At 71.6% G+C, this 23,414-nt stretch carries 18 protein-coding genes; 11 read left to right on the top strand and 7 right to left on the bottom strand.

Annotated features, from left to right (window positions below):
- Positions 1-136: 136 nt before the first annotated feature.
- Both ABZS97_RS21075 and ABZS97_RS21070 read right to left on the bottom strand, forming a co-directional pair.
- Positions 137-556: a TOBE domain-containing protein gene (locus tag ABZS97_RS21075; RefSeq protein WP_356139806.1), complete on the bottom strand. Its 420-nt coding sequence runs from the start codon at positions 554-556 to the stop codon at positions 137-139.
- 56 nt (positions 557-612) lie between these two features.
- Positions 613-4,773 (bottom strand): bifunctional nitrate reductase/sulfite reductase flavoprotein subunit alpha, encoded by a 4,161-nt coding sequence (locus ABZS97_RS21070; RefSeq protein WP_356139805.1) that lies wholly within the window; start codon positions 4,771-4,773, stop codon positions 613-615.
- A gap of 233 nt (positions 4,774-5,006) precedes the next feature.
- Between ABZS97_RS21070 and ABZS97_RS21065 the strand changes: the two genes are divergently transcribed.
- The 4 genes from ABZS97_RS21065 to ABZS97_RS21050 all read left to right on the top strand — a co-directional run bounded on the left by ABZS97_RS21065 (position 5,007) and on the right by ABZS97_RS21050 (position 7,784).
- Positions 5,007-5,441 (top strand): cell division protein SepF, encoded by a 435-nt coding sequence (locus ABZS97_RS21065; protein WP_356139804.1) that lies wholly within the window; start codon positions 5,007-5,009, stop codon positions 5,439-5,441.
- 117 nt (positions 5,442-5,558) lie between these two features.
- Positions 5,559-6,713 carry an ATP-binding protein gene (locus tag ABZS97_RS21060; RefSeq protein ID WP_356139803.1) on the top strand — a complete coding sequence of 385 codons (1,155 nt, stop codon included), beginning with the start codon at positions 5,559-5,561 and terminating at the stop codon, positions 6,711-6,713.
- Entirely contained in the window at positions 6,710-7,042 is a 333-nt protein-coding gene (locus tag ABZS97_RS21055) for a nucleotide pyrophosphohydrolase (protein WP_356139802.1), read from the top strand. The genes ABZS97_RS21060 and ABZS97_RS21055 overlap by 4 nt, the downstream gene beginning before the upstream one ends.
- A 268-nt stretch (positions 7,043-7,310) precedes the next feature.
- Positions 7,311-7,784 (top strand): DUF6099 family protein, encoded by a 474-nt coding sequence (locus ABZS97_RS21050; RefSeq protein ID WP_356139801.1) that lies wholly within the window; start codon positions 7,311-7,313, stop codon positions 7,782-7,784.
- 254 nt (positions 7,785-8,038) lie between these two features.
- Here ABZS97_RS21050 and ABZS97_RS21045 read toward each other — a convergent pair whose 3' ends face one another.
- Complete coding sequence (locus ABZS97_RS21045; protein WP_356139800.1) at positions 8,039-8,227, bottom strand: hypothetical protein; 189 nt, start codon at positions 8,225-8,227, stop codon at positions 8,039-8,041.
- A 238-nt stretch (positions 8,228-8,465) separates the two neighbouring features.
- On the opposite strand from ABZS97_RS21045, the gene ABZS97_RS21040 reads away from it, so the two are divergent.
- From ABZS97_RS21040 to ABZS97_RS21030, 3 genes are all read left to right on the top strand, one after another.
- Positions 8,466-9,389: an LLM class F420-dependent oxidoreductase gene (locus tag ABZS97_RS21040; protein WP_356139799.1), complete on the top strand. Its 924-nt coding sequence runs from the start codon at positions 8,466-8,468 to the stop codon at positions 9,387-9,389.
- 125 nt (positions 9,390-9,514) lie between these two features.
- Positions 9,515-11,128: a 3' terminal RNA ribose 2'-O-methyltransferase Hen1 gene (locus ABZS97_RS21035; RefSeq protein ID WP_356139798.1), complete on the top strand. Its 1,614-nt coding sequence runs from the start codon at positions 9,515-9,517 to the stop codon at positions 11,126-11,128.
- Positions 11,125-13,695, top strand: a complete 2,571-nt coding sequence (locus ABZS97_RS21030) for a polynucleotide kinase-phosphatase (RefSeq protein ID WP_356139797.1) — start codon at positions 11,125-11,127, stop codon at positions 13,693-13,695. The genes ABZS97_RS21035 and ABZS97_RS21030 overlap by 4 nt, the downstream gene beginning before the upstream one ends.
- A 140-nt stretch (positions 13,696-13,835) precedes the next feature.
- Here ABZS97_RS21030 and ABZS97_RS21025 read toward each other — a convergent pair whose 3' ends face one another.
- Both ABZS97_RS21025 and ABZS97_RS21020 read right to left on the bottom strand, forming a co-directional pair.
- On the bottom strand, positions 13,836-14,735 hold the full coding sequence (locus ABZS97_RS21025) for a hypothetical protein (protein ID WP_356139796.1): 900 nt from the start codon (positions 14,733-14,735) through the stop codon (positions 13,836-13,838).
- Positions 14,732-15,961: an SPFH domain-containing protein gene (locus ABZS97_RS21020; protein ID WP_356139817.1), complete on the bottom strand. Its 1,230-nt coding sequence runs from the start codon at positions 15,959-15,961 to the stop codon at positions 14,732-14,734. Before ABZS97_RS21020 ends, ABZS97_RS21025 begins: the two co-directional genes overlap by 4 nt.
- Before the next feature lie 164 nt (positions 15,962-16,125).
- On the opposite strand from ABZS97_RS21020, the gene ABZS97_RS21015 reads away from it, so the two are divergent.
- Together ABZS97_RS21015 and argF are read left to right on the top strand one after the other, a co-directional pair.
- A complete protein-coding gene (locus tag ABZS97_RS21015) occupies positions 16,126-17,349 on the top strand; it encodes an arginine deiminase (protein ID WP_356139795.1) in 1,224 nt (407 codons plus the stop codon).
- A gap of 152 nt (positions 17,350-17,501) precedes the next feature.
- The gene (gene argF, locus ABZS97_RS21010; RefSeq protein ID WP_356139794.1) at positions 17,502-18,515 is read left to right on the top strand and encodes an ornithine carbamoyltransferase; all 1,014 of its coding nucleotides are present in this window, start codon (positions 17,502-17,504) and stop codon (positions 18,513-18,515) included.
- A gap of 109 nt (positions 18,516-18,624) precedes the next feature.
- Here argF and ABZS97_RS21005 read toward each other — a convergent pair whose 3' ends face one another.
- Positions 18,625-19,077, bottom strand: coding sequence for an ATP-binding protein (locus ABZS97_RS21005; protein WP_356139793.1), 453 nt, complete (start codon positions 19,075-19,077; stop codon positions 18,625-18,627).
- Between the two features lie 348 nt (positions 19,078-19,425).
- On the opposite strand from ABZS97_RS21005, the gene ABZS97_RS21000 reads away from it, so the two are divergent.
- Positions 19,426-20,253: an enoyl-CoA hydratase family protein gene (locus tag ABZS97_RS21000; protein WP_356139792.1), complete on the top strand. Its 828-nt coding sequence runs from the start codon at positions 19,426-19,428 to the stop codon at positions 20,251-20,253.
- A complete protein-coding gene (locus ABZS97_RS20995) occupies positions 20,238-22,568 on the top strand; it encodes a bifunctional salicylyl-CoA 5-hydroxylase/oxidoreductase (RefSeq protein WP_356139791.1) in 2,331 nt (776 codons plus the stop codon). The genes ABZS97_RS21000 and ABZS97_RS20995 overlap by 16 nt, the downstream gene beginning before the upstream one ends.
- A gap of 11 nt (positions 22,569-22,579) precedes the next feature.
- On the opposite strand, the gene ABZS97_RS20990 is transcribed toward ABZS97_RS20995, so the two are convergent.
- A complete protein-coding gene (locus ABZS97_RS20990; RefSeq protein ID WP_356139790.1) occupies positions 22,580-23,413 on the bottom strand; it encodes a PaaX family transcriptional regulator C-terminal domain-containing protein in 834 nt (277 codons plus the stop codon).
- Position 23,414: the final 1 nt, after the last annotated feature.

Below are 23,414 nucleotides of genomic sequence, written 5' to 3'. Positions count from 1 at the left end.
CCTTGTCTCTGCCAAGTACACGGCAGGGGACGCTAATTCCCGCAGGTGAGCGGGGTGTGGCCGGACGTGAAAAGTCCGGTGTGAGGCTGGTAAGAAGCGCGGGCCCAGCGGAGCCGTCGTCCCGCCGGGCCTTGTGTCAGGCGTTGGAGAGGGCCACCTCGGTCGACTTGATGAGCGCCACCACCGGGGTGCCGGCGGTCAGACCGAGCTCCGCGACTGCGTCCCTGGTGATCGCGGAGGTCAGCTCGCCGCCCGTGACGTCCACCTTGACGCGGGCCATGGCGCCGCCGGTGGCGACGTCGGTGACCGTGCCAGGGAGCTGGTTGCGGATGCTCACCCCGTCCACCGGGCCGACGGCCAGGGACACCTCCGTCGACTTGACCAGGGCGCGGACCTTGGAACCCGGGGCGAGCCCCAGGTCCTCGACGGCCTCCAGGGTGATGGCCGCGGTCACGTCCTGGCCCCCGTCGAGACGGACCCCGACCGTCGCCATCACCTCGCCCGGGGTGACGGTCGTGACGGTGCCGGGGAGCTGGTTGCGGATGCTCAGGCTCATGAGGGACGCCTCGATTGCGGAGGAAGGTGCCGGTTTTGCTCAATTATGTACACGTCTCAGTACACGTCGCGCACATACCGCTTGTCCGCCGCGAGTTGCTTCAGGTACGCGGCGGCCTCCGCCTCACCGAGCCCGCCGTGTGCGACGGCGATGTCCCGCAGCGCCCGGTCGACGTCCTTGGCCATACGGGAGGCGTCCCCGCACACGTAGAAGCGGGCGCCGTCCTGGAGCCAGTGCCACAGCTCGGGTCCGTGTTCACGCATCCGGTCCTGGACGTAGACCTTGGCGCGCTGGTCGCGGGAGAACGCCGTGTCCAGCCGGCTGAGGGTGCCTTCCTGCCGGAAGGCCGCCAGCTCGTCCTCGTAGTAGAAGTCGGTGGCGCGGTGCTGCTCGCCGAAGAACAGCCAGTTGGGTGCCCGGTGCCCGAGCGCCCGCCGCTCCTGGAGGAACCCGACGAACGGCGCGACTCCGGTACCGGGACCGACCATCACCATCGGCGTCGACGGATCCGCCGGCGGCCTGAAGTGCGGCGACCGCTGAACGAAGACCGGCACGGCGATGTCCGCCTCGGCGTCGGCGAGAAACGGTGAGCAGACACCGCCCCGAGGGTGCCCGAGCAGGTTCTCGTACCGCACGACGGACACGGTCAGTGATACGCGGTGCGGATCGACGAGCGGGCTCGACGAGATGGAGTACAGGCGCGGTTGGAGCCGCTTGAAGACTCCCGCCCACTCCTGCGCCGAGGCGCGCACGGGATGCTCGGCCACCGCGTCGACGGCCTGCCGCCCCCAGGACCACTGCGCCAGCCCGTCCTTGTTGTCGGGCCGCAGCAGCTTCTTCAACTCCCGGTTGTCGTGGACGCGTTCGGAGAGGAAGCGAAGCAGGTCGGGAGTGATCCTGGTGATGTCGAGGTGCCGCTCCAGAGCCTCGGTGAAGGGAACTTCACCAACTCCACCGACATCCACGGCAGTCGACCGGTCGATCCCGGTCACCGCGAGCCATTCCTCCACCAGTCGCGACGAGTTGACCGGCCGCACACCGAGCGCGTCACCCGTCTCGTACGACAGTGATGTTCCGCTGGTGTCGAAGGTGAACCGGCGGACCTCCTTGCCCGCACCGGGACGACTGAGCAGCCGGTTCCCGGCGAGGCGGACGGTGGCGGGCGCGGGCTTCGGGGCCCGGGGCGCCGGTGGTGGGGCCGGCGCGGCCACCTCGGCCGGGAGCGTCGACGGGGGCGCGGTCCCGGCGGAGCCCAGCGCGCCGATCACCTCGTCGAGCCACGCGTCCGCGGAGGGCTCGTAGTCAGGCTCCAGGTCCGTACGGGGCGCGAGGCGTACGGCGCCCAACTCGTCCAGGCGCGCGTCCAGTCGGCGTCCGTGGCCGCAGAAGTCGGCGTAGGAGGAGTCCCCGAAGGCCAGCACGGCGTAGCGCACCCCGTCGAGGCGGGGGGCCTCCCGCCCGGACAGGCTGTCCCAGAAGCCGGAGCCGTTGTCGGGAGCGTCGCCGTCGCCGAAGGTGCTGGTGATCAGCAACAGGTCGGCGCCGCGCGGGAGTCGGGCCGGATCCGTCTCGTCCATGCCGGCGAGGCTCGCGCGATGCCCGGTCGCGGCGAGCCGCTCGGCGGTGGCCACCGCGAACTCCTCGGCGTTGCCGGTCTGCGAGGCCCACAGCACGACGACCTCGCGTACGTCCTGCCGAGTGGCCGGCTCCGCCGACCGGGAGTACAGGCCGGCGAGGACACCGTTGACCCAGAGGGCGTGATCGGGGCTGAAGGGGGCGTCCGCAGGGAGCACGGGAACGCCGGGGGCACCGGAGCCGAGCCCCGCGAGGAAGCCGGTGAGGTACTGGCGCTCCTGGGCGGAGAGGACGGGCGGCGAGACCGGCTCCAGGCCGAACACCGCGGCCCCCGGGCTCACTTGAGCCGTCCCGGCGTTGGCGACCCCCGCCAGGACGACCTCGCCGACCGGAGCCGCGGCGGACGCGAACGGAGCCGCAACCGACGCGGGCGCAGTCGCAGGTGGCGCGGGCGGAGAAGGCGAGGAGACCCGCGCCACCGCCACCGCACACACCTTGAACCCGGGCTGGAACGACACCGGATCCACCGCGTCGCTGGTCACCGCGTTGATGCTCAGGTACTCGCCGAACAGGTCGTTCCAGTGGAAGGGAGCGAACAGGCACCCGGGCCGCACCCGGTCGGTGACGACCGCGGGCAGCACGGCCCGCCCCCGCCGCGAGGCGACCTCCACCGAGTCGCCCTCCGCGACGCCCAGCGCGGCCGCGTCCCGCGGATGCACCTCCACGAACGGCCCGGGATTCAGCTTGTTGAGCTTGGCGACCCTGCCGGTCTTCGTCAGCGTGTGCCACTGGTGCTGCACCCGCCCGGTGTTGAGCACGAACGGGAAGTCGTCGTCCGGCAGTTCCTCCTCGGGCAGGTGCGGCCGCGCGAAGAACACGGCACGTCCGCTGGGCGTGGGAAACGCCAACTCGCCCCCGCCGCCGCCCACATACCGGATCGGATTGCGCGCGGGACCGTCCTCCTCGGCCGACGGCCACTGCACGGGCGTCTCCCGCAGCCGCTCGTAGGTGACACCCCGCAGGTCGTACCCGGTCCTGGGGTTCCAGGCCTGCTTGATCTCCTCGAAGACCTGCTCGGCGCTGTCGTAGGAGAACCCCTTCTCGTACCCCATCTCGCAGGCGACGGCCGCGATGATCCGCCAGTCCGCCCGTGCCTCCCCGGGCGGTTCGACGGCCGGCCGCGCGAGGGTGAGCGTGCGCTCGCTGTTGATGAGGACGCCCTCGGTCTCGGTCCACAGCGCGCCCGGGAGCACGACATCTGCGTACGCGTTGGTCTCGGTCTCCGCGAAGACGTCCTGCGTGACGACGAACTCGGCGGCTTCGAGGCCCTCGATGACCGTCCTGCGATTCGCCACCGAGGCAACGGGGTTGGTGCAGATGATCCAGCAGGCCTTGATCTCGCCGTCGGCCATCTTCCGGAACATCTCGACGGTGCCCTTGCCGACCCCGTCGGCCCGGATCGTGTCCGGCGGCAGCCCCCACAACCCCTCGGTGAACGCCCGCTCCTCGTCGACGAGCACGGACCGCTGGCCGGGCAACCCCGGGCCCATGTAGCCCATTTCGCGTCCGCCCATCGCGTTCGGCTGCCCGGTCAGCGAGAGCGGGCCGCTGCCCGGGCGGCAGATCGCCCCCGTCGCGAGGTGCAGGTTGACGAGCGCGTTCGTGTTCCAGGTGCCGTGCGTGGACTGGTTGAGGCCCATGGTCCAACAGCTCGTCCACTCACCGGACTCGGCGGCCTGCCCGATCAGGCGCGCCGCCTCCCGGATGTCGTCCTCCGCGATCCCGGTGAGGTCGGCGACGACGGCCGGCGGATAGTCGGCGAGGAACTCGGGCATCGCCTCCCAGCCCTCGGTGTGCTCGGCGATGAAGCCGGGATCGGTGTGGCCGTTCTCGTGCAGCAGGTGCAACAGCCCGTTGAGCAGCGCCAGATCGGTCCCCGGCCTGATCTGCAGGAACAGATCGGCCTTGGCGGCGGTCGCGGTGCGCCGCGGATCGACGACGATCAGCTTGGCGCCCGCCTTGACCCGCTCCATGAGCCGCAGGAAGAGGATGGGATGGCAGTCGGCCATGTTCGAGCCGATGACGAGAAAGAGATCCGCCCGGTCCAGGTCGTCGTACGATCCCGGCGGGCCGTCGGCGCCCAGCGACAGCTTGTATCCCGCACCCGCACTCGCCATGCACAGCCGGGAGTTGGACTCGATCTGGTTGGTCCGCACGAACCCCTTGGCCAGCTTGTTCGCCAGATACTGTGCTTCCAGGCTCATCTGCCCGGAGACATAGAAGGCGACGGCGTCCGGACCGTGCTCGTCGATGATTCGGCGCAGCCGGCGCGCGGTCTCCCGGATCGACGCGTCCACCGGGGCGGGTACCGGCTCCTCGCCCCGGTCGTCCCGGACGAGGGCGCTGGTCAGCCGGCCGGGCGCGGCGAGCATCTCGGCGGTGGTCGCGCCCTTGGTGCACAGCCGGCCGGCGTTCGCCGGGTGGGCCTTGTCGCCGGACGCCTTCAGGACCGTACGCCGCCCGTCGGGGCCCAGGCCGATGTCGAGGAGCATGCCGCAGCCCACGCCGCAGTACGAGCAGACCGTCCGCACCGTGCGTATCTCGGCATCGGCGCCGACCCTCCGCGGGCCCTGTGCGGCCACGGGCAGCCCCTCTCCGACCGGAAACGCTGACGTCGGCCGGTGCCGGCCGACGTCACCGGACGTCGTCCGACGTCCTCTGTTGTCGCCGAGCGTACGAATTGCCCGTTACGCGGATGTCACATCGTTCGATCATGAGGGGTTACGCCGTCTGCACAGCCGCCCTGCGGCCGATGTGAGGCCGAGGCGTGGCGGACCGTGTCGCTGTTGGGCCGAACGGGTGACCATGCGTAAGAATGCACCGTGCAGATATTGAGTGCGAGCCAGGACGGGGTGGGCCAGTGAACAGCCACGACGTCACCGATGAGCAGTGGGAAGGGCTCGCCCAGGTCGTTCCTTTGCGCGGCCGGGACGCCTGGCCCTCGGCGGTCGGTCACCGGTCGATCCCCGAAGCCGAGACCGAGACGCGGCGCCGTTTCGTCGTCCTGCGGATCAACGTGTTCGCGGACGCCCGCGAGGTCGCCGAGACGCTGATGGCGGGCATTCCCGTCCTGCTCGACCTGACCAGCGCGGAAACCGAGGTGGCCAAGCGGGTCCTGGACTTCAGTACGGGCGTCGTCTTCGGTCTCGCGAGCGGCATGCACCGCGTCGACCGGAACGTGTTCCTGCTGACACCGCCCGGCACGGAGGTACGGGGGCTGATGGAAGGCGCGGGGATCCCGGAGAGGTAGCCCAGAGGTCCCAGGGGTGGTCCCCGAGGCCCGGCCTCCGGTGTGCGGGTCGCTCGATCGTAGGAAGGTCACCAAGGCGGAACGGTTCGCCTTTCTGCGGCGGCCTACCGTCCGGATATGACTCTGACATCTCCGGAGGCCCCCGCCGGGCCCGGGGCGCGTCCGGACCGGCCGAGCATCACCGAGCTGAGGCTCGCCGCCTTCGCCGGGCACCGGCGCGCCAGGTTCCCGCTCGGACCACTCACCCTCTTCGCCGGGCCCAGCGGCAGCGGCAAGACCGGTGCCCTGCGGGCGTACGAGGCGCTGGCGCGACTCGGCGGCGGCGCCGGACTCCACGAGGTGTTCCCCGACCCGGTCGCGTACGTGCCCGAACGGGCCCGCCCCGACGCCCAGCGGCGCCGGGGCTTCCGCATCGGGTGCACGGCCGACGGCCCCGAGGGACCCGTACGGCTCGACGTCGCCGTACAGGCCGAGCCCGATCTGCGCATCGTGGGCGAGCGGCTGACGGCGGGCGGCCTGGTCCTCCTGGAGACCGCGTTACGGGACCCGGAACGTCCCGTCGTCCAGGCGGCCTGGCACACCGCCGGCCTGCCCCCGGTGACCCGGGGACCGCTTCCCGACGACCGCCTCGGCACCGCGCTGCTGCCGCTGCGCGTCGCGGGCCGCACGGACGGGGAGCGCCAAGTCCTCGCAGCCGCCGAGCAGATGGTGGTCGCGCTGCGGTCGGTCTTCGCCTGCGACCCGGTCCCCGACCGCATGCGCGCGGCCGTTCCGCTCGGTGCGGGACGGCTGCTGCGCGGCTGCGACAACCTCGCCGAAGTGCTGTGGCGCACGCGGTCGGAGTGCAGCCGACGGCACGGACAACTGGTCGCGGCGGTACGGGCGGGATGCGCCGGGCCGGTCACGGAGGTGTTCGCCGAGCAGTGGGGGGACAGCAGGGTCCGCGCCCTCCTCGACCGGGGCGACGGCATCCGGACACCCCTCGGACTTCTCGGCGACGGGGAGCTGCGATACCTGGCGCTTGCCCTCGTCCTGCTCACCGGCCCCGGAGTGCTGGAGGTCGACCAGGCCGGAGAGGTCCCGGCGGCTCTGCAGACACTTACGGTCCTGGCCGACGGCCTCGACCGCGGCCTGGACGTCCGGCAGGCGGGGGAACTGGTCCGGCTGGCGGTGCGGATGTGCGAGCGCGGACACATCCGGCTCGTGGGCACGGTGAGCGATGCCCCGGGGGCGGAGACGGCCGGGGCGACGGTGGTACACCTGAGGCCGTGACAGAACTGGACGTAGCGAAGCTGCAGCGCAGGCTGGCCGAGTTCGCCGCCGCACGCAACTGGCAGCCCTACCACACCCCCAAGAACCTGGTCGCCGCGCTGAGCGTGGAGGCGTCCGAACTCGTCGAGATCTTCCAGTGGTTGACCCCGGAGGAGTCGGCGCGCGTCATGGACGACGCGGACACCGCGCACCGCGTCACGGACGAGGTGGCCGACGTCCTGGCGTACTTGCTGCAGCTGTGCGAGGTGCTCGGCATCGACCCGTTGTCGGCCCTCGATGCGAAGATCGACCGGAACGAACGGAGGTTTCCGGCACCGGAGGGGCCGTGAAAGGCCGTGAAAGGCCGCGAGGGGTCGTGAGGGATGCGGGTAGCGCGGCGTCGAGTAGCGCGGGGAGCGGGGCGGCGAGTGGCGCGGTGAAGGCCTGGCGCCTGATTCGGTCACTCTCCGGAGTTGCGAAGTTGTCCACATCCGACTTCTTGTCCACAGAATTCGGGCTACCTCTGGCTTTTCGTCGCCGGGAAGCTCACTCTGGGTAGTGGACAACGGAGTTCGGGCGGACGCGCGACAACGCGTCGGGACAGAGCGGGGGCAACGCGTGGACGCGATGCGGCTCATCATGGTGAGCAGGGATGCCCTGGCGGGGAGCGGCGACGCACCGGAGGTCATGGCGGAGGTCTGGCAGGCACAGGCCCTGGCCCAGGCGATAGGCAGCCGCTTCGCGGTCTCCGGCCCGCCCGAACTCCGCGGCGAGGCCCTGGGCCTGACCGAACTGGCAGGCAGAGGCTGTGGCGTCCTCGAAGCCTCCGCCGCCGACATCAACACCTTACGAGCCGCCCGGCTCACCGAGTTGGGCGACGCCCGCGAGGTCCTCCTCTGCCTCGGCGGCCTCCTCGGCGAGGTCGGCATAGCCCTGGTCGGCGTCGCCTGCGCCGCGGACGACGAGGCGACGTACTGGCAGTGCATGGAGGCGATCGACGCGGCGGACGAGTCGAGGGACCGGGTCCTGGAGATGCTCAGACGCCTGGCAGCGAGAGACCAGGGGAGGGGCTTCAGCGCGTCCGGGGTTTGAGGGCGGGGTTCTTCGGGGTGGGTGGGGGCTTGGGGGTGCCCCTATGTCCTTGGTCAAGGTGGATGGGTGCTGGTTCGGGCGTCTGGAACGATGCGCCTGTGCATGGTGATGATCAGGTTGGCGAGGGTGTCTCTGCGGAGCTCGCGGTGTTTCTCCGGAACGCTGCCGACGGCCGTCCGGTGAAGATCGTTCCCTCTGCCTGCGGCGGGTGTGGCGGGTGTGGCGGGTGCGGTAACGGGGGAGGGGAAGCCCTCTCAGACCTGGCCGACGGACCGGGCGTCCACCCCCGAGCCCTCAGTCCCCGGTCGCCCCGTAGAGGACTGCAGATCCGCGTCGAGCTGCGACAGGTCCGCGTTCAGTGCCGCCATCAGCTCCTCCATCTGCTGGAGCAGCCCCTTCGGCGGTGCGGGCACGGTCTGCTGCGGCGCGGCTTCTTGGGACATGACGGCCTCCTCGGCCTGTGGCCCCGTGAGAGGGCCGGCGCGGGTGACGCCCCGGCAACCGCCGGCGACGGGATGGCCGGGCGGTCCGGCTCCGCACGAGCCAACGATCATCGCCGACCGCGGTCACTGGCACGGACCCGCTCCGCACACGCGGTTGACGGATTTCACCCGACCGGGGTCGGGAGGGCTCGGCGGGACCGATGGGGTCGACCGGCAGACGACCGTGCAGGATGGATGTATGGACCTTCGAATTTTCACCGAGCCCCAGCAAGGGGCCACGTACGACACCCTGCTCACCGTGGCGAAGGCCACCGAGGACCTTGGGTTCGACGCCTTTTTCCGCTCTGACCACTACCTCCGCATGGGCTCGGCCGACGGCCTGCCGGGTCCCACCGACGCTTGGATCACGCTGGCCGGGCTCGCCCGGGAGACCAAGCGCATCCGGCTCGGCACGCTGATGACCGCGGGCACCTTCCGGCTGCCCGGTGTTCTCGCGATCCAGGTCGCGCAGGTGGACCAGATGTCCGGCGGTCGCGTCGAACTGGGGCTGGGCGCGGGCTGGTTCGAGGAGGAGCACAAGGCGTACGGCATCCCCTTCCCGAAGGAGAAGTTCGCCCGTCTGGAGGAGCAGCTGGCGATCGTGACGGGACTGTGGGCGACCGAGGTGGGCCAGACGTTCAGCCACCACGGCACCCACTACGACCTGACCGACTCGCCCGCCCTGCCCAAGCCCGCCCAGGCGAAGGTCCCGGTCCTCATCGGCGGTCACGGCGCGACCCGCACTCCCCGGCTCGCCGCCCTGTACGCGGACGAGTTCAACATGCCCTTCGCCTCGATCGAGGACAGTGAGCGCCAGTTCGGCCGGGTTCGCACCGCGGCAGAGGAGGCGGGCCGCAGGGGCAGCGATCTGACGTACTCGAACGCATTGGTGGCCTGCGTCGGCAAGGACGCCGACGAGGTGTCCCGGCGGGCCGCCGCGATCGGCCGCGACGTCGAGGAGCTGAAGGCCAACGGCCTGGCCGGCTCCCCGGCCGAGGTCGTCGACAGGATCGGCCGGTACGCGGAGATCGGCTCCCAGCGGCTCTACCTCCAGATCCTCGACCTCGACGATCTCGACCACCTGGACCTGATCTCCTCCCAGGTCATGTCCCAGCTGTCCTGAGGACCTCCCTGCCAGGATCCCGCCGCTGCACAGGCGTGGGGCCGCAGTGCACGCAGGGGGCCGCCGCACCGGGCCAGGGTGAAATTCCCTGGTCGGGGAGGGCGCCGACACCCATACTCGGACACGTGTTCCTGACGATCAGTGCCACCGGCACCCCAGAGCGACCCGCGACCGATCTCGGCTTTCTGCTGCACAAGCATCCCGACAAGGCGCAAGGGTTCTCGACGTCCTACGGCACGGCGCACGTCCTGTACCCGGAGGCGTCCGCCGAGCGGTGCACTGCTGCGTTGCTGCTGGAGGTCGACGCGGTGGCGCTGGTGCGGCGCGGCAAGGGCAAGGGGCGTGGCGGGGCGCCGGACGCCGCGCTCGCGCAGTACGTGAACGACCGCCCCTACGCGGCGTCGTCGCTGCTGGCCGTGGCGCTGAGCGCTGTGTTCTCCAGTGCGATGAAGGGGCAGTGCACGGCGCGGCCCGAGCTCCCCGCGCGCCCGCTCCCGCTCCGGATCGAGGTGCCCGCGCTGCCCGCACGCGGTGGCGCGGATCTCGTACGGGCGCTCTTCGAACCGCTGGGCTGGACGGTGACGGTCGAGGCCGTGGTGCTGGACGCGGCGTTCCCCGAGTGGGGCGACTCGCGGTACGTACGGCTCGTGCTGGAATCGGAGCGGCTGACCCTGGCCGAGGCGCTGCGGCACCTCTACGTGCTTCTGCCGGTGCTCGACGACGCCAAGCACTACTGGGTCTCGTCCGACGAGGTCGACAAGCTGCTGCGGGCCGGCGAGGGCTGGCTGCCGGACCACCCGGAACAGCGGCTGATCACCAGCCGCTATCTCGCGCGGCGCTGGTCGCTGACGCGCGCGGCGACGGAGCGGCTCGAACTCGTACGGCTCGCCGAGACCGACGACAGCGCGGTCGAGGACATCGACAACGCGGTCGAGGACCGGCCGGACGACGAGGTCGAGGACCGGCCGGACGACGAGACGGACACCGGCGCCGAGGTGGCGAAGGGGAGCCCGGACGCAAGCGCCGACGACGGGGACGTGAACGCGCACCGGAGCACGGAGGAGAGCCCGGACGGGAGCGCGGACGGCAAGGCCGTATCGCTCGCCGTCCTGCGGCGTGACGCGATCCTCGCCGCGCTGCACGCCTCGGGTGCGGGCCGTGTACTCGATCTCGGCTGCGGGCAGGGCCAGTTGGTGCAGGCGCTGCTGAAGGACCCGCGGTTCACCGAGATCGTCGGCGTGGACGTGTCGATGCGCGCGCTCACCGTCGCCGCGCGGCGGCTCAAGCTCGACCGCATGGGGGAGCGACAGGCGTCGCGCGTGCAGCTGGTTCAGGGCTCGCTCGCGTACACCGACAGGAGGCTCAAGGGGTACGACGCCGCCGTGCTCAGCGAGGTCATCGAGCACCTCGACCTGGCGCGGCTGCCCGCCCTGGAGTACGCGGTGTTCGGCTCGGCGCGCCCGAGGACCGTCCTCGTGACGACGCCGAACGTCGAGTACAACGTCCGCTGGGAGAGCCTTCCGGCCGGGCACTCCCGGCACGGCGACCACCGCTTCGAGTGGACGCGCGAGGAGTTTCGCGGCTGGGCGCACACCGTGGCCGAGCGGCACGGCTACGGCGTGGAGTTCGTGCCCGTCGGCGACGACGACCCCGAGGTGGGTCCGCCGACCCAGATGGCCGTCTTCACCATGAACGAACGACTGAACGACCCGAACGCGAAGGAGGAGAAGGCCGCATGACGAACCACAGCGAACCCCGGGTGCGCACCCTGCCCGTCACCGACCTCTCCCTCGTGGTCCTCGTCGGCGCGTCCGGGTCGGGCAAGTCCACCTTCGCGCGACGGCACTTCAAGCCGACCGAGGTCATCTCCAGCGACTTCTGCCGCGGTCTCGTCGCCGACGACGAGAACGACCAGAGCGCCAGCGGCGACGCCTTCGACGTGCTGCACTACATCGCGGGCAAGCGCCTCGCGGCGGGGCGGCGCACGGTCGTCGACGCGACCAGCGTGCAGCAGGACAGCCGCCGTCAGCTGGTCGACCTCGCCAGGAAGTACGACGTACTGCCCATCGCCATCGTGCTCGACGTGCCCGAGGAGGTGTGCGCCGAACGCAACGCGGCACGCACGGACCGCGCCGACATGCCGCGCCGCGTCATCCAGCGTCACATTCGCGAACTCAGGCGCTCCCTGCGGCAGTTGGAACGTGAGGGCTTCAGGAAGGTGCACATCCTGCGGGGTGCGGAGGAGATCGAGAGCGCCGAGGTCCGCACCGAGAAGCGCTTCAACGACCTGACCCACCTCACCGGCCCGTTCGACATCATCGGCGACATCCACGGCTGTGCCTCCGAGCTGGAGTCGCTGCTCGGGAAGCTCGGTTACGTCGACGGGGTGCATCCGCAGGGCCGTACGGCCGTCTTCGTCGGCGACCTCGTCGACCGCGGCCCGGACACCCCCGGCGTGCTGCGCCGGGTGATGTCGATGGTCGCGACGGGCAACGCCCTGTGCGTCCCGGGCAACCACGAGAACAAGTTCGGGCGTTACCTCAAGGGCCGCCAGGTCCAGCACACGCACGGCCTCGCCGAGACCATCGAGCAGATGGCGGGGGAGAGCGAGGAGTTCAGGAAGCAGGTACGGGAGTTCGTCGACGGGCTGGTCAGTCACTACGTCCTCGACGGCGGGCGGCTCGTCGTCTGCCACGCCGGTCTGCCCGAGCACTACCACGGCCGTACGTCGGGCCGGGTGCGCTCGCACGCGCTGTACGGCGACACGACCGGTGAGACCGACGAGTTCGGGCTGCCGGTGCGCTACCCATGGGCGGAGGACTACCGCGGCCGTGCGGCAGTGGTGTACGGCCACACTCCGGTGCCCACGGCCACATGGCTGAACAACACCATCTGCCTCGACACGGGTGCCGTCTTCGGCGGCAAGCTGACCGCGCTGCGCTGGCCGGAGCGCGAGCTGGTCGACGTACCGGCCGAGCAGGTCTGGTACGAGCCGACGAGGCCACTGGCCTCCGAGGCGCCCGGCGGGCACGAGGGGCGGCCGCTCGACCTGGCGGACGTGCACGGGCGCCGCACCGTCGAGACCCGGCACGCCGGGCGGGTGACCGTCCGCGAGGAGAACGCGGCCGCGGCCCTGGAGGTCATGAGCCGTTTCGCGGTGGACCCGCGGCTGCTGCCGTACCTGCCCCCGACCATGGCACCGACCGCGACCTCGCACATCGAGGCCCGCGGCGGAGCCGCTGATGGACACTTCCTGGAACACCCGGCGGAGGCCTTCGCCCAGTACAAGGAGGACGGCGTCGCGCGGGTCGTGTGCGAGGAGAAGCACATGGGCTCGCGGGCGGTGGCGCTGGTGTGCCGCGACGCGCAGGCGGCGCGTGAGCGTTTCGGCGTGGACGGGCCCACCGGGGCGCTGTACACGCGCACCGGCCGCCCGTTCTTCGACGACACCGCGGTCACCGAGGAGATCCTCGGCCGGCTGCGGGCGGCGATGACGCAGGCCGGTCTGTGGGCGGAGCTCGGGACCGACTGGGTGCTGCTCGACGCCGAGTTGATGCCGTGGTCGCTGAAGGCGTCCGGGCTGCTGCGGTCCCAGTACGCCGCCGTGGGCGCCGCGTCCGGGGCCGTGTTCCCGGGGGCGCTCGCCGCGCTCGAAGGGGCCGCGGCGCGGGGTGTCGACGTGGGCGGTCTGCTGGACAGGCAGCGTGAACGGGCCGCCGACGCAGGGGCGTTCACGGACGCCTACCGGCGCTACTGCTGGACGACGGACGGGCTGGACGGGGTGCGTCTGGCGCCCTTCCAGATTCTCGCCGTCCAGGGGCGCAGCCTCGCCGCGCTCCCGCACGACGAGCAGCTCGCGCTGATCGACCGGCTCGTCGAGCACGACGGGAGCGGGCTGCTGGGGACCACGCGACGGCTGTACGTCGACACGGGGGACGCCGAGTCCGTACGCGCCGGGGTCGACTGGTGGCTGGAGATGACCGGGCGCGGTGGCGAGGGCATGGTCGTCAAGCCGGTCGGGGCCGTCGTACGCGGTGCGAACGGGCGGCTTGTGCAGCCGGGCATCAAGTGCCGGGGGCGGGAGTACCTGCGGATCATCTACGGGCCGGAGTACACGCGGCCCGAGAACCTCGCCCGGCTGCGGGGGCGGTTCCTGAACCACAAGCGGTCGCTGGCGATTCGCGAGTACGCGCTGGGGCTGGAGGCGTTGGACCGGCTCGCGGACGGGGAGCCGTTGTGGCGGGTGCATGAAGCGGTGTTCGGGGTGCTGGCGTTGGAGAGCGAGCCGGTCGATCCCCGGCTGTGACGGGTGGGTGGCGGCGGGGGTGTTCTTCGCCCCCTCCGCCCCCTCCGCCCCTTCCCGTCCCGTCCTCCTGGGGGCTTCGCCCCCTCGCCCCCCTGTCGCGCTTCGCGCTCGTCCTCAAACGCCGGACGGGCTGAGTCGCTCTAGCCCAGCAGTCGCAAGCGGACCTCCGCCACCCCCACCCGCACCGACTGCCCCCACGTCAGTTCCAACGCGTCGCTCTCCACCCCGTCCCCGAAGGCGATCAAGCGGTCCGACTCCACCGTGAGCCTGAGTCCCGCCCCGCGCGGGAGTTCTCCGGCGACGAGTGAGGTTCCCGTGGCCGGCGACGGCCACGCCTCGCGCACGAACCACAGCAGCCGCTCCTCCGTGGGCCCCGGCGGGGGTGGGCCCCCGCCCCGCTCCTGCCGGACCGACCGGATCCATCCGCTCGCCCCCGTCCCCGTTCCCACGAGCACCCCGGACGAGGCCTGGGACTCGACGACACCCCTGTCGTCGTCGAACCCCAGGCGGTATCGGGCCGTCTGGTGTCCGGCCGCCCCGAGGTAGACCTCGTTGAGGGCGACCAGGCGCTGGGTGTCGTCGGCGACGGCCTCGACCATGGTGAGTTCGTCGGCCTGCGTGCCCGGGGCGGTGGCCGAGGAGATCAACGGGCCCGCGTCCGCGGCGCGATGGCGCACCAGCACGCCGGGGTTGCGCCCGGGGTCCGTGTCGATGCCGACCACCGGTTGCCCGGTCAGGTACTTGGCGACGTTGGCGACCAGTCCGTCCTGTCCCACGACGACCACCACGTCCTCGGGTGCGAACAGGAAGCGGTCCAAGTCACCGCGCTCCACCCGAGCCTGACGCCAGGTCAGCGGGATGGCCGACGCCACGTCGGTCAGCGCCCGGCGCGCGCGCGTGTGCCGTTCGGCGACCTCCTCGATGCTCCGGCCGCGGGACGTGAGGAAGAACGCCGCCTGGCCGTGCGTTCCGTGCCGGGCCACCAACTCCTCGTACTCCGTGGTGCGATGGACCAGCACGACCCGCGGCGCGAGACTCACGCCGACTCACCCGAACCCGAGCCCGAGCCCGAGCCCGAGCTCGAAGCCGCCCCCGCCCCCGCCGCCGCCGCCCCGCCGAGCCGCGAGAGCAGCCCCGTCAGGACGTCCGGCGACACCGTGATGCTGTCGATGTGCGGCAGGTTCTCCGCGAGCCGGGTGCCCGTCAGGGCGTTGAGGGTGGCGACGTCGACCTCGGCGTGCACGCGCAGCCAGGCGGCCTGGGCCTGGGCCCGTGCCTCGCCGACCTCCCGTGCGGCCTCCGCCTCCGCCCGCGCCAGTCGCACGGCACGCACGGCCTCGGCGTCGGCGAGCTTCACGGTGCGCGCGGCCTCCGCCTCCGTGAGCCGGGCCGACCGCCCGGCCTCGGCCTCCGCGAGCCGGAGCGAGCGCCCCGCTTCCGCCTCCGCGAGATGCAGTGACCGTGCGGCCTCCGCCTCCGCGAGACGGACCGTGCGCGCCGCCTCCGCTCCCGCGCGGACGGCGTCGGCTGCGGCGTGCTCCTCCGCCTCGCGCCGGGTGTTCGTGCCGCGCTGGTCGACCAACTGCTCCTCGCGCCGGGCCAGTTCGATCTGACTCGCCAGCTCGTTCTCGGCGATCGTCCGCTCCCGCTCGACGGCGACGGCACGCCGTTCGTACGTCGCCCGGTCCGCCTCCTGCTGGATCTGCTCGCGGGCGGGGGTGCGCAGCGCCCGCTCCACCTCGGGCTCCGGCCGCAGCGCCACCACCCGTACCGCCACCACGTCGATGCCGGTGGCGGGCAGCCGTGGTTCGGCCGCGAGGCCGCCTGCGACGCGCTCGCGCACCGATGCCACGCCGTCGGCCAGGGCGGCCGCCAGCGGCGTACGGGCGAGGACGTCCAGTGCGTGCTGCTGGGCGGTCTCCGTCAGCAGGGTGCCGAGCTGTTCGAGGGGTGCGCCGCGCCAGATCCCGGTGTCGGGGTCGATGGAGAAGTCGAGGCGCGCGGCGGCGACGGCCGGGTCGCTGATGCGGTAGGTGACCGTCGCCTGCACCGTCACGTCCTGGAAGTCGGACGTACGGGCATGGAAGGTCATCGCCAACTCGCGGTCGTCGACCGGCACTTCGGAGAGCGCGGCGGTGAGGGACCGGTACCAGAAGCTCAGGCCGGGCCCGTCGTGCGCGAGCCGCCCCGACCGATGGTGCCGGACGTGGGCGGTCGGCGCCCCGCGCAGATGGCGCCAGCCGAGTCGACGGGTGATGTCGGCCATGAAGCTCCCCTTGCCGGTGGGCGCGTCGCGGCTGCCCACCTCCCTTGTTTTCGTCATTGCGACGATAAGGCGCGCGACCCATTATCGTCAAGGGGACGAAATCAAGTGGTCCGGTTCCGGGCGATCGGCGGGTGAACGCGCGTCCGGATGGTCAGGATGGAGACATGGGATTCCATGTCGACTCCGAGGCCGGGCGGCTGCGCCGCGTCATCCTGCACAGGCCTGATCTGGAGCTCAAAAGGCTCACCCCCAGCAACAAGGACGCCCTGCTCTTCGATGACGTGCTGTGGGTGCGACGGGCGCGCGCCGAGCACGACGGGTTCGCGGACGTGCTGCGCGACCGCGGAGTCGCCGTCCACCTCTTCGGCGACCTGCTCACGGAGGCCCTGGAGGTCCCGGCGGCCAGATCGCTCGTCCTCGACCGGGTCTTCGACGAGAAGGAGTACGGCCCGCTCGCCACGGACCACCTCCGGGCCGCTTTCGAGACGCTGCCGGCGCACGAACTGGCCGAGGCCCTGGTCGGCGGGATGACCAAGCGGGAGTTCCTCGACGCCCATCCCGAGCCGACGTCCGTGCGCTTCCACGTCATGGACCTCGACGACTTCCTGCTCGGCCCCCTGCCCAACCACCTCTTCACCCGGGACACCTCCGCCTGGATCTACGACGGGGTGTCGATCAACGCCATGAAGTGGCCCGCCCGCCAGCGCGAGACGGTGCACTTCGAGGCGATCTACCGGCACCACCCGCTCTTCCGTGACGAGACCTTCAGCCGGTGGTCGGAAGGGATGGCGGACTATCCGTCGACCATCGAGGGCGGCGACGTCCTCGTCATCGGCAACGGCGCCGTGCTCATCGGGATGAGCGAGCGGACCACGCCCCAGGCCGTCGAGATGCTCGCCCACAAGCTCTTCGCAGCCGGCTCCGCGCGCACCATCGTGGCGCTCGACATGCCCAAGCGGCGGGCCTTCATGCACCTCGACACGGTGATGACGATGGTCGACGGCGACATCTTCACGAAGTACGCGGGGCTCGGCATGCTCCGCTCGTACACCATCGAACCGGGCGCGGGCGACAAGGAGTTGAAGGTCACCGACCATCCCCCGGAGCACATGCACCGCGCGATCGCCGCCGCGCTCGGCCTCGACGCCGTCCGCGTCCTGACCGCCACCCAGGACGTGCACGCGGCCGAACGCGAGCAGTGGGACGACGGCTGCAACGTCCTCGCCGTCGAGCCGGGGGTCGTCGTGGCCTACGAGCGGAACTCGACCACCAACACGCATCTGCGCAAGCAGGGCATCGAGGTGATCGAGATCCCGGGCAGCGAGCTGGGCCGGGGAAGGGGCGGGCCGCGCTGCATGAGCTGTCCGGTCGAGCGGGACGCCGTATGAGATGCCGTATGGATGCAGCGCGAGATGCGCTGGGAGTGCCGTAGTCGTGTGAGGCGCCGAAGGATCCGCAGGCGAAGAGGTGATCGTATAGAAATGTTGAGCATCGTATAGAATTCCAAAGGTCCCTGTACTCGTAACCCTGGAGCGCCCTCATGGCGACTGTCCCGACCGCCCTCGCCGGACGCCACTTCCTCAAGGAGTTGGACTTCACCGAGGAGGAGTTCCGCGGCCTGGTCGCGCTGGCCGCCGAGCTGAAGGCGGCGAAGAAGGCGGGGACCGAGACCCAGTACCTCCGGGGCAAGAACATCGCACTGATCTTCGAGAAGACCTCGACGCGCACGCGCTGCGCGTTCGAGGTGGCCGCGGCGGACCAGGGTGCCTCGACGACGTATCTCGATCCGTCCGGCTCCCAGATAGGCCACAAGGAATCCATCAAGGACACCGCGCGGGTGCTCGGCCGGATGTTCGACGCGATCGAGTACCGGGGCGACAGCCAGGCCGGCGTCGAGGAGCTGGCCGCCTATGCCGGAGTGCCCGTCTACAACGGCCTGACCGACGACTGGCACCCCACACAGATGCTTGCCGACGTGCTGACGATGACCGAGCACAGCAAGAAGGACCTGTACAACGACGGGTTCGTCTTCGCCTATCTCGGCGACGCCCGCTTCAACATGGGCAACTCGTACCTGATCACCGGCGCGCTGCTCGGCATGGACGTACGGATCGTCGCGCCCAGGGCCTACTGGCCCAGTGACGACGTCGTCGCCCGGGCGCGGAAGCTCGCCGAGGGCAGCGGCGCCGTCGTCACCCTCACCGAGGACGTCGCCGAGGGCGTCCGGGACGCCGACTTCGTCGCCACCGACATCTGGGTCTCCATGGGCGAGCCCAAGGAGGTGTGGGACGAGCGGATCGCCGCCCTGGCCCCGTACGCCGTGACCATGGACGTCCTGCGTGCCACGGGCAATCCGGACGTCAAGTTCCTGCACTGCCTTCCGGCCTTCCACGACCTGGGCACGAAGGTCGGCCGTGAGATCCACGAGACCCACGGCCTCGACTCCCTGGAAGTCACGGACGAGGTCTTCGAGTCGGCGTACTCGGTCGTCTTCGACGAGGCCGAGAACCGGCTGCACACCATCAAGGCGATCATGGTCGCCACGCTCGCCTGAGCCGGACGGGCCCAGGCCTTCCTGGTCGCCGGGCTCGTCGTGCACGTGCTCTACGGGTGGCGCGACTCGCGCCCGGTGCCCGGAGCGGAAGCGGAGGCGGGCGTCGCCCTCACGCCGGACGCCACTGGTGCGGCACCACGGGCAGCCTGAACCAGACCGCCTTGCCGGACTCGGTGGGGCGGTGGCCGCAGGCCGAGCTGAGTGCGCGGATCAGGAGCAGGCCGCGGCCGTGCTCCTGCCAGGGGTCGGGCTCGCCGGGCGGGCCGGGGACCGTGAGATCGCCGGGCGGCGCCGGGTCGGGATCGTGCACCTCGACCTGGCAGCCGGTCGCCATCAGCTCCACGACCAGCTCTATGGGGGCGTCGCCCGCGGTGTGTTCCACGGCGTTGGCGACCAGCTCGGCGGTTAGCAGCTCCGCGGTGTCGCTGTCGGCCTTGTGCTCCAGCTCGGCCAGCGCCGTACGGACCAGTGCGCGGGCCACGGGCACGGCCGCGGCGGAGTGCGGCAGCGCGATGCGCCAGGAGGCGGGGGCGGGGGGTTCGTGCAAGGCGGGTCCGTTCATGGAGCAGGCTGTCCTGCTTTCAACATTACGAATGGTACGGCGCAACCGGGCAGAGGCGCTCGGCGGGTGTTTTCCGGGACCTTCGGCCCGCAAAGCCCCCGCATCGGGCTCCGTACCCACCGCAACGTGCCGACTCCCGCGGTGTGTGCCCGCCGTTACGGGGCTATCGAAGAGCCGTGACTCGGTGACGGGAAACGGCCATTTCGCGACGGCTTATCGCGCACTCCTGACGACAGTCACAGATGAGTGATAGCTTCGTTGAGTAGGAGGAGAGGGGCCGCATCGGCGGCCCGAAACCGCCGCACCGCAGCCCCGGACCGCCGCCCCCGCCCGAGGAGGCCGCACGTCATGAGTCCCTTCACCGGCTCCGCCGCCCGCACCCCCGACTGGCAGCACCTGAGGTGCGTGATCGAGGACGGCATCGCCACGGTCACGCTGGCCCGGCCCGAGAAACTCAACGCGCTCACCTTCGGCGCCTACGCCGATCTGCGCGACCTGCTCGCCGAGCTGTCCCGGGAGAGGGCCGTGCGCGCCCTCGTCCTGGCCGGCGAGGGGCGCGGCTTCTGCTCCGGCGGCGACGTCGACGAGATCATCGGCGCGACCCTCTCCATGGACACCGCCCAGCTCCTCGACTTCAACCGGATGACCGGACAGGTCGTGCGGGCCGTACGGGAGTGCCCGTTCCCGGTGGTCGCGGCGGTGCACGGGGTGGCGGCCGGCGCGGGAGCGGTGCTGGCGCTGGCGGCCGACTTCCGGGTGGCCGACCCCTCCGCGCGCTTCTCCTTCCTCTTCACCCGCGTCGGGCTGTCCGGCGGCGACATGGGTGCCGCCTATCTGCTGCCCCGGGTGGTCGGGCTGGGGCACGCCACCCGACTGCTGATGCTGGGCGAGCCGGTGCGGGCGCCCGAGGCCGAGCGGATCGGGCTGATCAGCGAGCTGACGGACGAAGGACGCGCCGACGAGGCCGCTCTCGCCCTCGCCCGCCGCCTCGCCGAGGGCCCGGCTCTCGCGTACGCCCAGACGAAGGCCCTGCTCACGGCCGAACTGGACATGCCGCTCGCCGCCTCGGTGGAACTCGACGCCGCGACGCAGGCCCTCCTCATGAACGGCGAGGACTACGCGGAGTTCCATGCCGCCTTCACGGAGAAGCGGCCGCCGAAGTGGCGGGGGCGGTGACCGTGCCGGGCGGGTGGGGCGCCCCGGAGGCGCTGCGGGTCGCGGTGATCGGCGGCGGGCCGGGCGGGCTCTACGCCGCCGCCCTGCTCAAGCGGCTCGACCCGGCCCGCGAGATCACCGTCTGGGAGCGCAACGCGCCCGACGACACGTTCGGCTTCGGCGTCGTCCTGTCCGACGAGACGCTCGGCGGGATCGAGCACGCCGACCCGGTCGTGTACGCGGCACTGCAGGAGGAGTTCGTACGCTGGGACGACATCGACATCGTGCACCGCGGGGTGCGCCACAGCTCCGGCGGCCACGGGTTCGCGGCACTCGGACGGCGCAGGCTCCTGGAGATCCTGCACGACCGCTGCCGCGCCCTGGGAGTGGAGCTGCGCTTCCGCGCGGAGGCGCCGGCGGCCTCCGAGCTGATGTCGTCGTACGACCTCGTGGTGGCCGCCGACGGGGTCAACAGCCTCACCCGTGGGGCGGACGCCCATGTGTTCCGACCCCATGTGGTCACGCACCGGTGCCGGTACATCTGGCTCGCCGCCGACTTCGCCTTCGACGCGTTCCGCTTCGAGATCGCCGAGACCGAGCACGGGGCGATGCAGCTGCACGGCTACCCCTACGCCGCCGACTCCTCCACCGTGATCATCGAGATGCGCGAGGAAGTGTGGCAGGCGGCCGGGTTCGAGGAACTCGACGAGCAGGAGTCCGTCGAGAGGTGCGCCAAGATCTTCGCGGACGCGCTCGGCGGACGGACCCTGCGGTCCAACAAGTCGGCGTGGATCAACTTCCGCACGGTCGTCAACGAGCGCTGGTCGAGCGGCAACCTGGTCCTCCTCGGCGACGCCGCGCACACCGCGCACTTCTCCATCGGCTCCGGCACGAAGCTCGCCGTCGAGGACGCGCTCGCACTGGCCGCCTGTCTGGAGGAACAGCCGTCGCTGGAACAGGCGTTGGTCGCGTACGAGCAGGAGCGGCGCCCCGTCGTCGCCTCCACGCAGCGTGCGGCCCGCGCCAGCCTGGAGTGGTTCGAGAACCTGAACCTCTATCTCGACCAGCCCGCGCGCCAGTTCGCCTTCAACCTCCTCACCCGCAGCCGCCGCGTCACCCACGACAACCTCCGGCTGCGCGACGCGCACTTCACCGCGGGCGTGGAGCGGGAGTTCGGCTGCCCGCCCGGCACACCCCCGATGTTCACCCCGTTCCGGCTCCGCGGCCTGACCCTGCGCAACCGGGTCGTCGTCTCGCCGATGGACATGTACTCGGCCGTGGACGGCGTCCCCGGCGACTTCCACCTGGTCCACCTGGGCGCGCGGGCCCTCGGCGGCGCCGGCCTGGTGATGACCGAGATGGTGTGCGTCAGCGCCGAGGGGCGGATCACGCCCGGATGCGCCGGCCTGTACACCGGACGGCAGGCCGAGGCATGGAAGCGGATCACCGGCTTCGTGCACGCGCAGGCACCGGGCGCGGCCATCGGCGTGCAGCTCGGCCACTCCGGCCGCAAGGGCTCCACCAAGCTGATGTGGGAGGGCATGGACGAGCCGCTGGAGGAGGGCAACTGGCCCCTCGTGGCCGCCTCCCCGATCCCGTACAAGCAGCACAGCCAGACGCCCCGCGAGCTCGGCCGTGCCCAACTCACCGACATTCGCGAACAGTTCACCGCCGCCGCCTGGCGTGCCGCGCGCTGCGGCTTCGACTTGCTCGAACTCCACTGCGCCCATGGCTACTTGCTCTCCGGCTTCCTGTCACCACTGACCAACCGGCGCACCGACGCCTACGGCGGCTCGCTCGGCCGCCGGCTCCGCTTCCCCCTCGAGGTCTTCGACTCCGTACGGTCCGTGTGGCCGCAGGAACGGCCCATGACCGTCCGTATCTCCGCCACCGACTGGGCCGAAGGCGGCACCACGGCGGACGAGGCGGTGGAGATCGCGCGGGCGTTCGCCGCGCACGGCGCCGACGCGGTCGACGTGTCGACGGGCCAGGTGGTGGCGGACGAACAGCCGGAGTACGGCCGTTCGTACCAGACGCCGTACGCCGACCGGATCCGCCGCGAGACCGGCATCCCGGTGATCGCCGTCGGTGCGATCTCCTCCTGGGACGACGTCAACTCCCTGATCCTGGCCGGACGCGCGGACCTGTGCGCTCTCGCCCGGCCGCACCTGTACGACCCGCACTGGACGCTCCACGCGGCCGCCGAGCAGGGGTACACCGGTCCGGGCGTGAGCTGGCCCGCGCCCTACCGCGCGGGGAACCGGCGCCCGCAGACCGGACGCACCGACGCCCCCAAACCCCGGCTCACCCTCGGCTTGCCCGCGCTCGGCACCTGACGCAGCTGGGATCACATCTCGGTCAAGGGCTCGGGAACACCCGCGAAAGCCGCGCCCGCGTCGTGCAGCCGCTCGTGCAGCGCCCGGAACACGGCGGCGGAGCGGGCGCCCGGCCAGTCCGCGGGCAGCAGCGCGGGAGGCAGTCCGGGATCGGCGTACGGGAGGTGGCGCCAGGTGTCCAGGGCGAGCAGGTAGTCGCGGTAGGCCTCCTCGGGCGGGGTGTCCGCGCGCCCCTCCCAGGTGTGCAGCACGCGCGCGTGGCGGTCGAGGAACTCCTCGTGCTGCTTGGCGATCGCGGCGAGGTCCCACCAGCGCGCGACCGCGTCCGTCGTCGCCGCGAAGCCCAGGTGCTCCCCGCGGAACAGGTCCACGTAGGAGTCGAGCCGCAGCCGTTCCAGGGTGTGGCGGGTCTCCTCGTAGAGGCGTGCCGGGGCGAGCCACACCCCGGGGGCCGCGGTTCCGAAGCCCAGGCCGGCCAGCCGCGAGCGCAGGACGTGCCGCTTCTGCCGCTCGGACTCCGGCACGGAGAAGACGGCGAGCACCCAGCCGTCGTCCTCGGCGGGCGCCGCCGCGTACACGCGCCGGTCGCCGTCGTCGAGGAGCTGCCGCGCGTCCGGCGACAGCGCGTACCCGGCCGCGCCGGCCGCCGTGCGCACCGGTTCGAGCAGCCCGCGGCGCTTGAGCCGGGACACCGAGGACCGTACGGAGGGCGCGTCGACGCCCACCGCGGCGAGCAGGCGGATCAGCTCGGCCACCGGCACCGGGCCGGGCATGAACCGGCCGTACGCGCCGTAGAGCGTGACGATGAGGGAGCGGGGAGCGTGCTGGTCGGCCACGTTGATCATC

Origin of the sequence: Streptomyces sp. NPDC005485 (assembly GCF_040606085.1) — a bacterium.
Taxonomy (GTDB): Bacteria; Actinomycetota; Actinomycetes; order Streptomycetales; family Streptomycetaceae; genus Streptomyces.
This window is presented reverse-complemented; position numbering and strand designations above follow the sequence as displayed.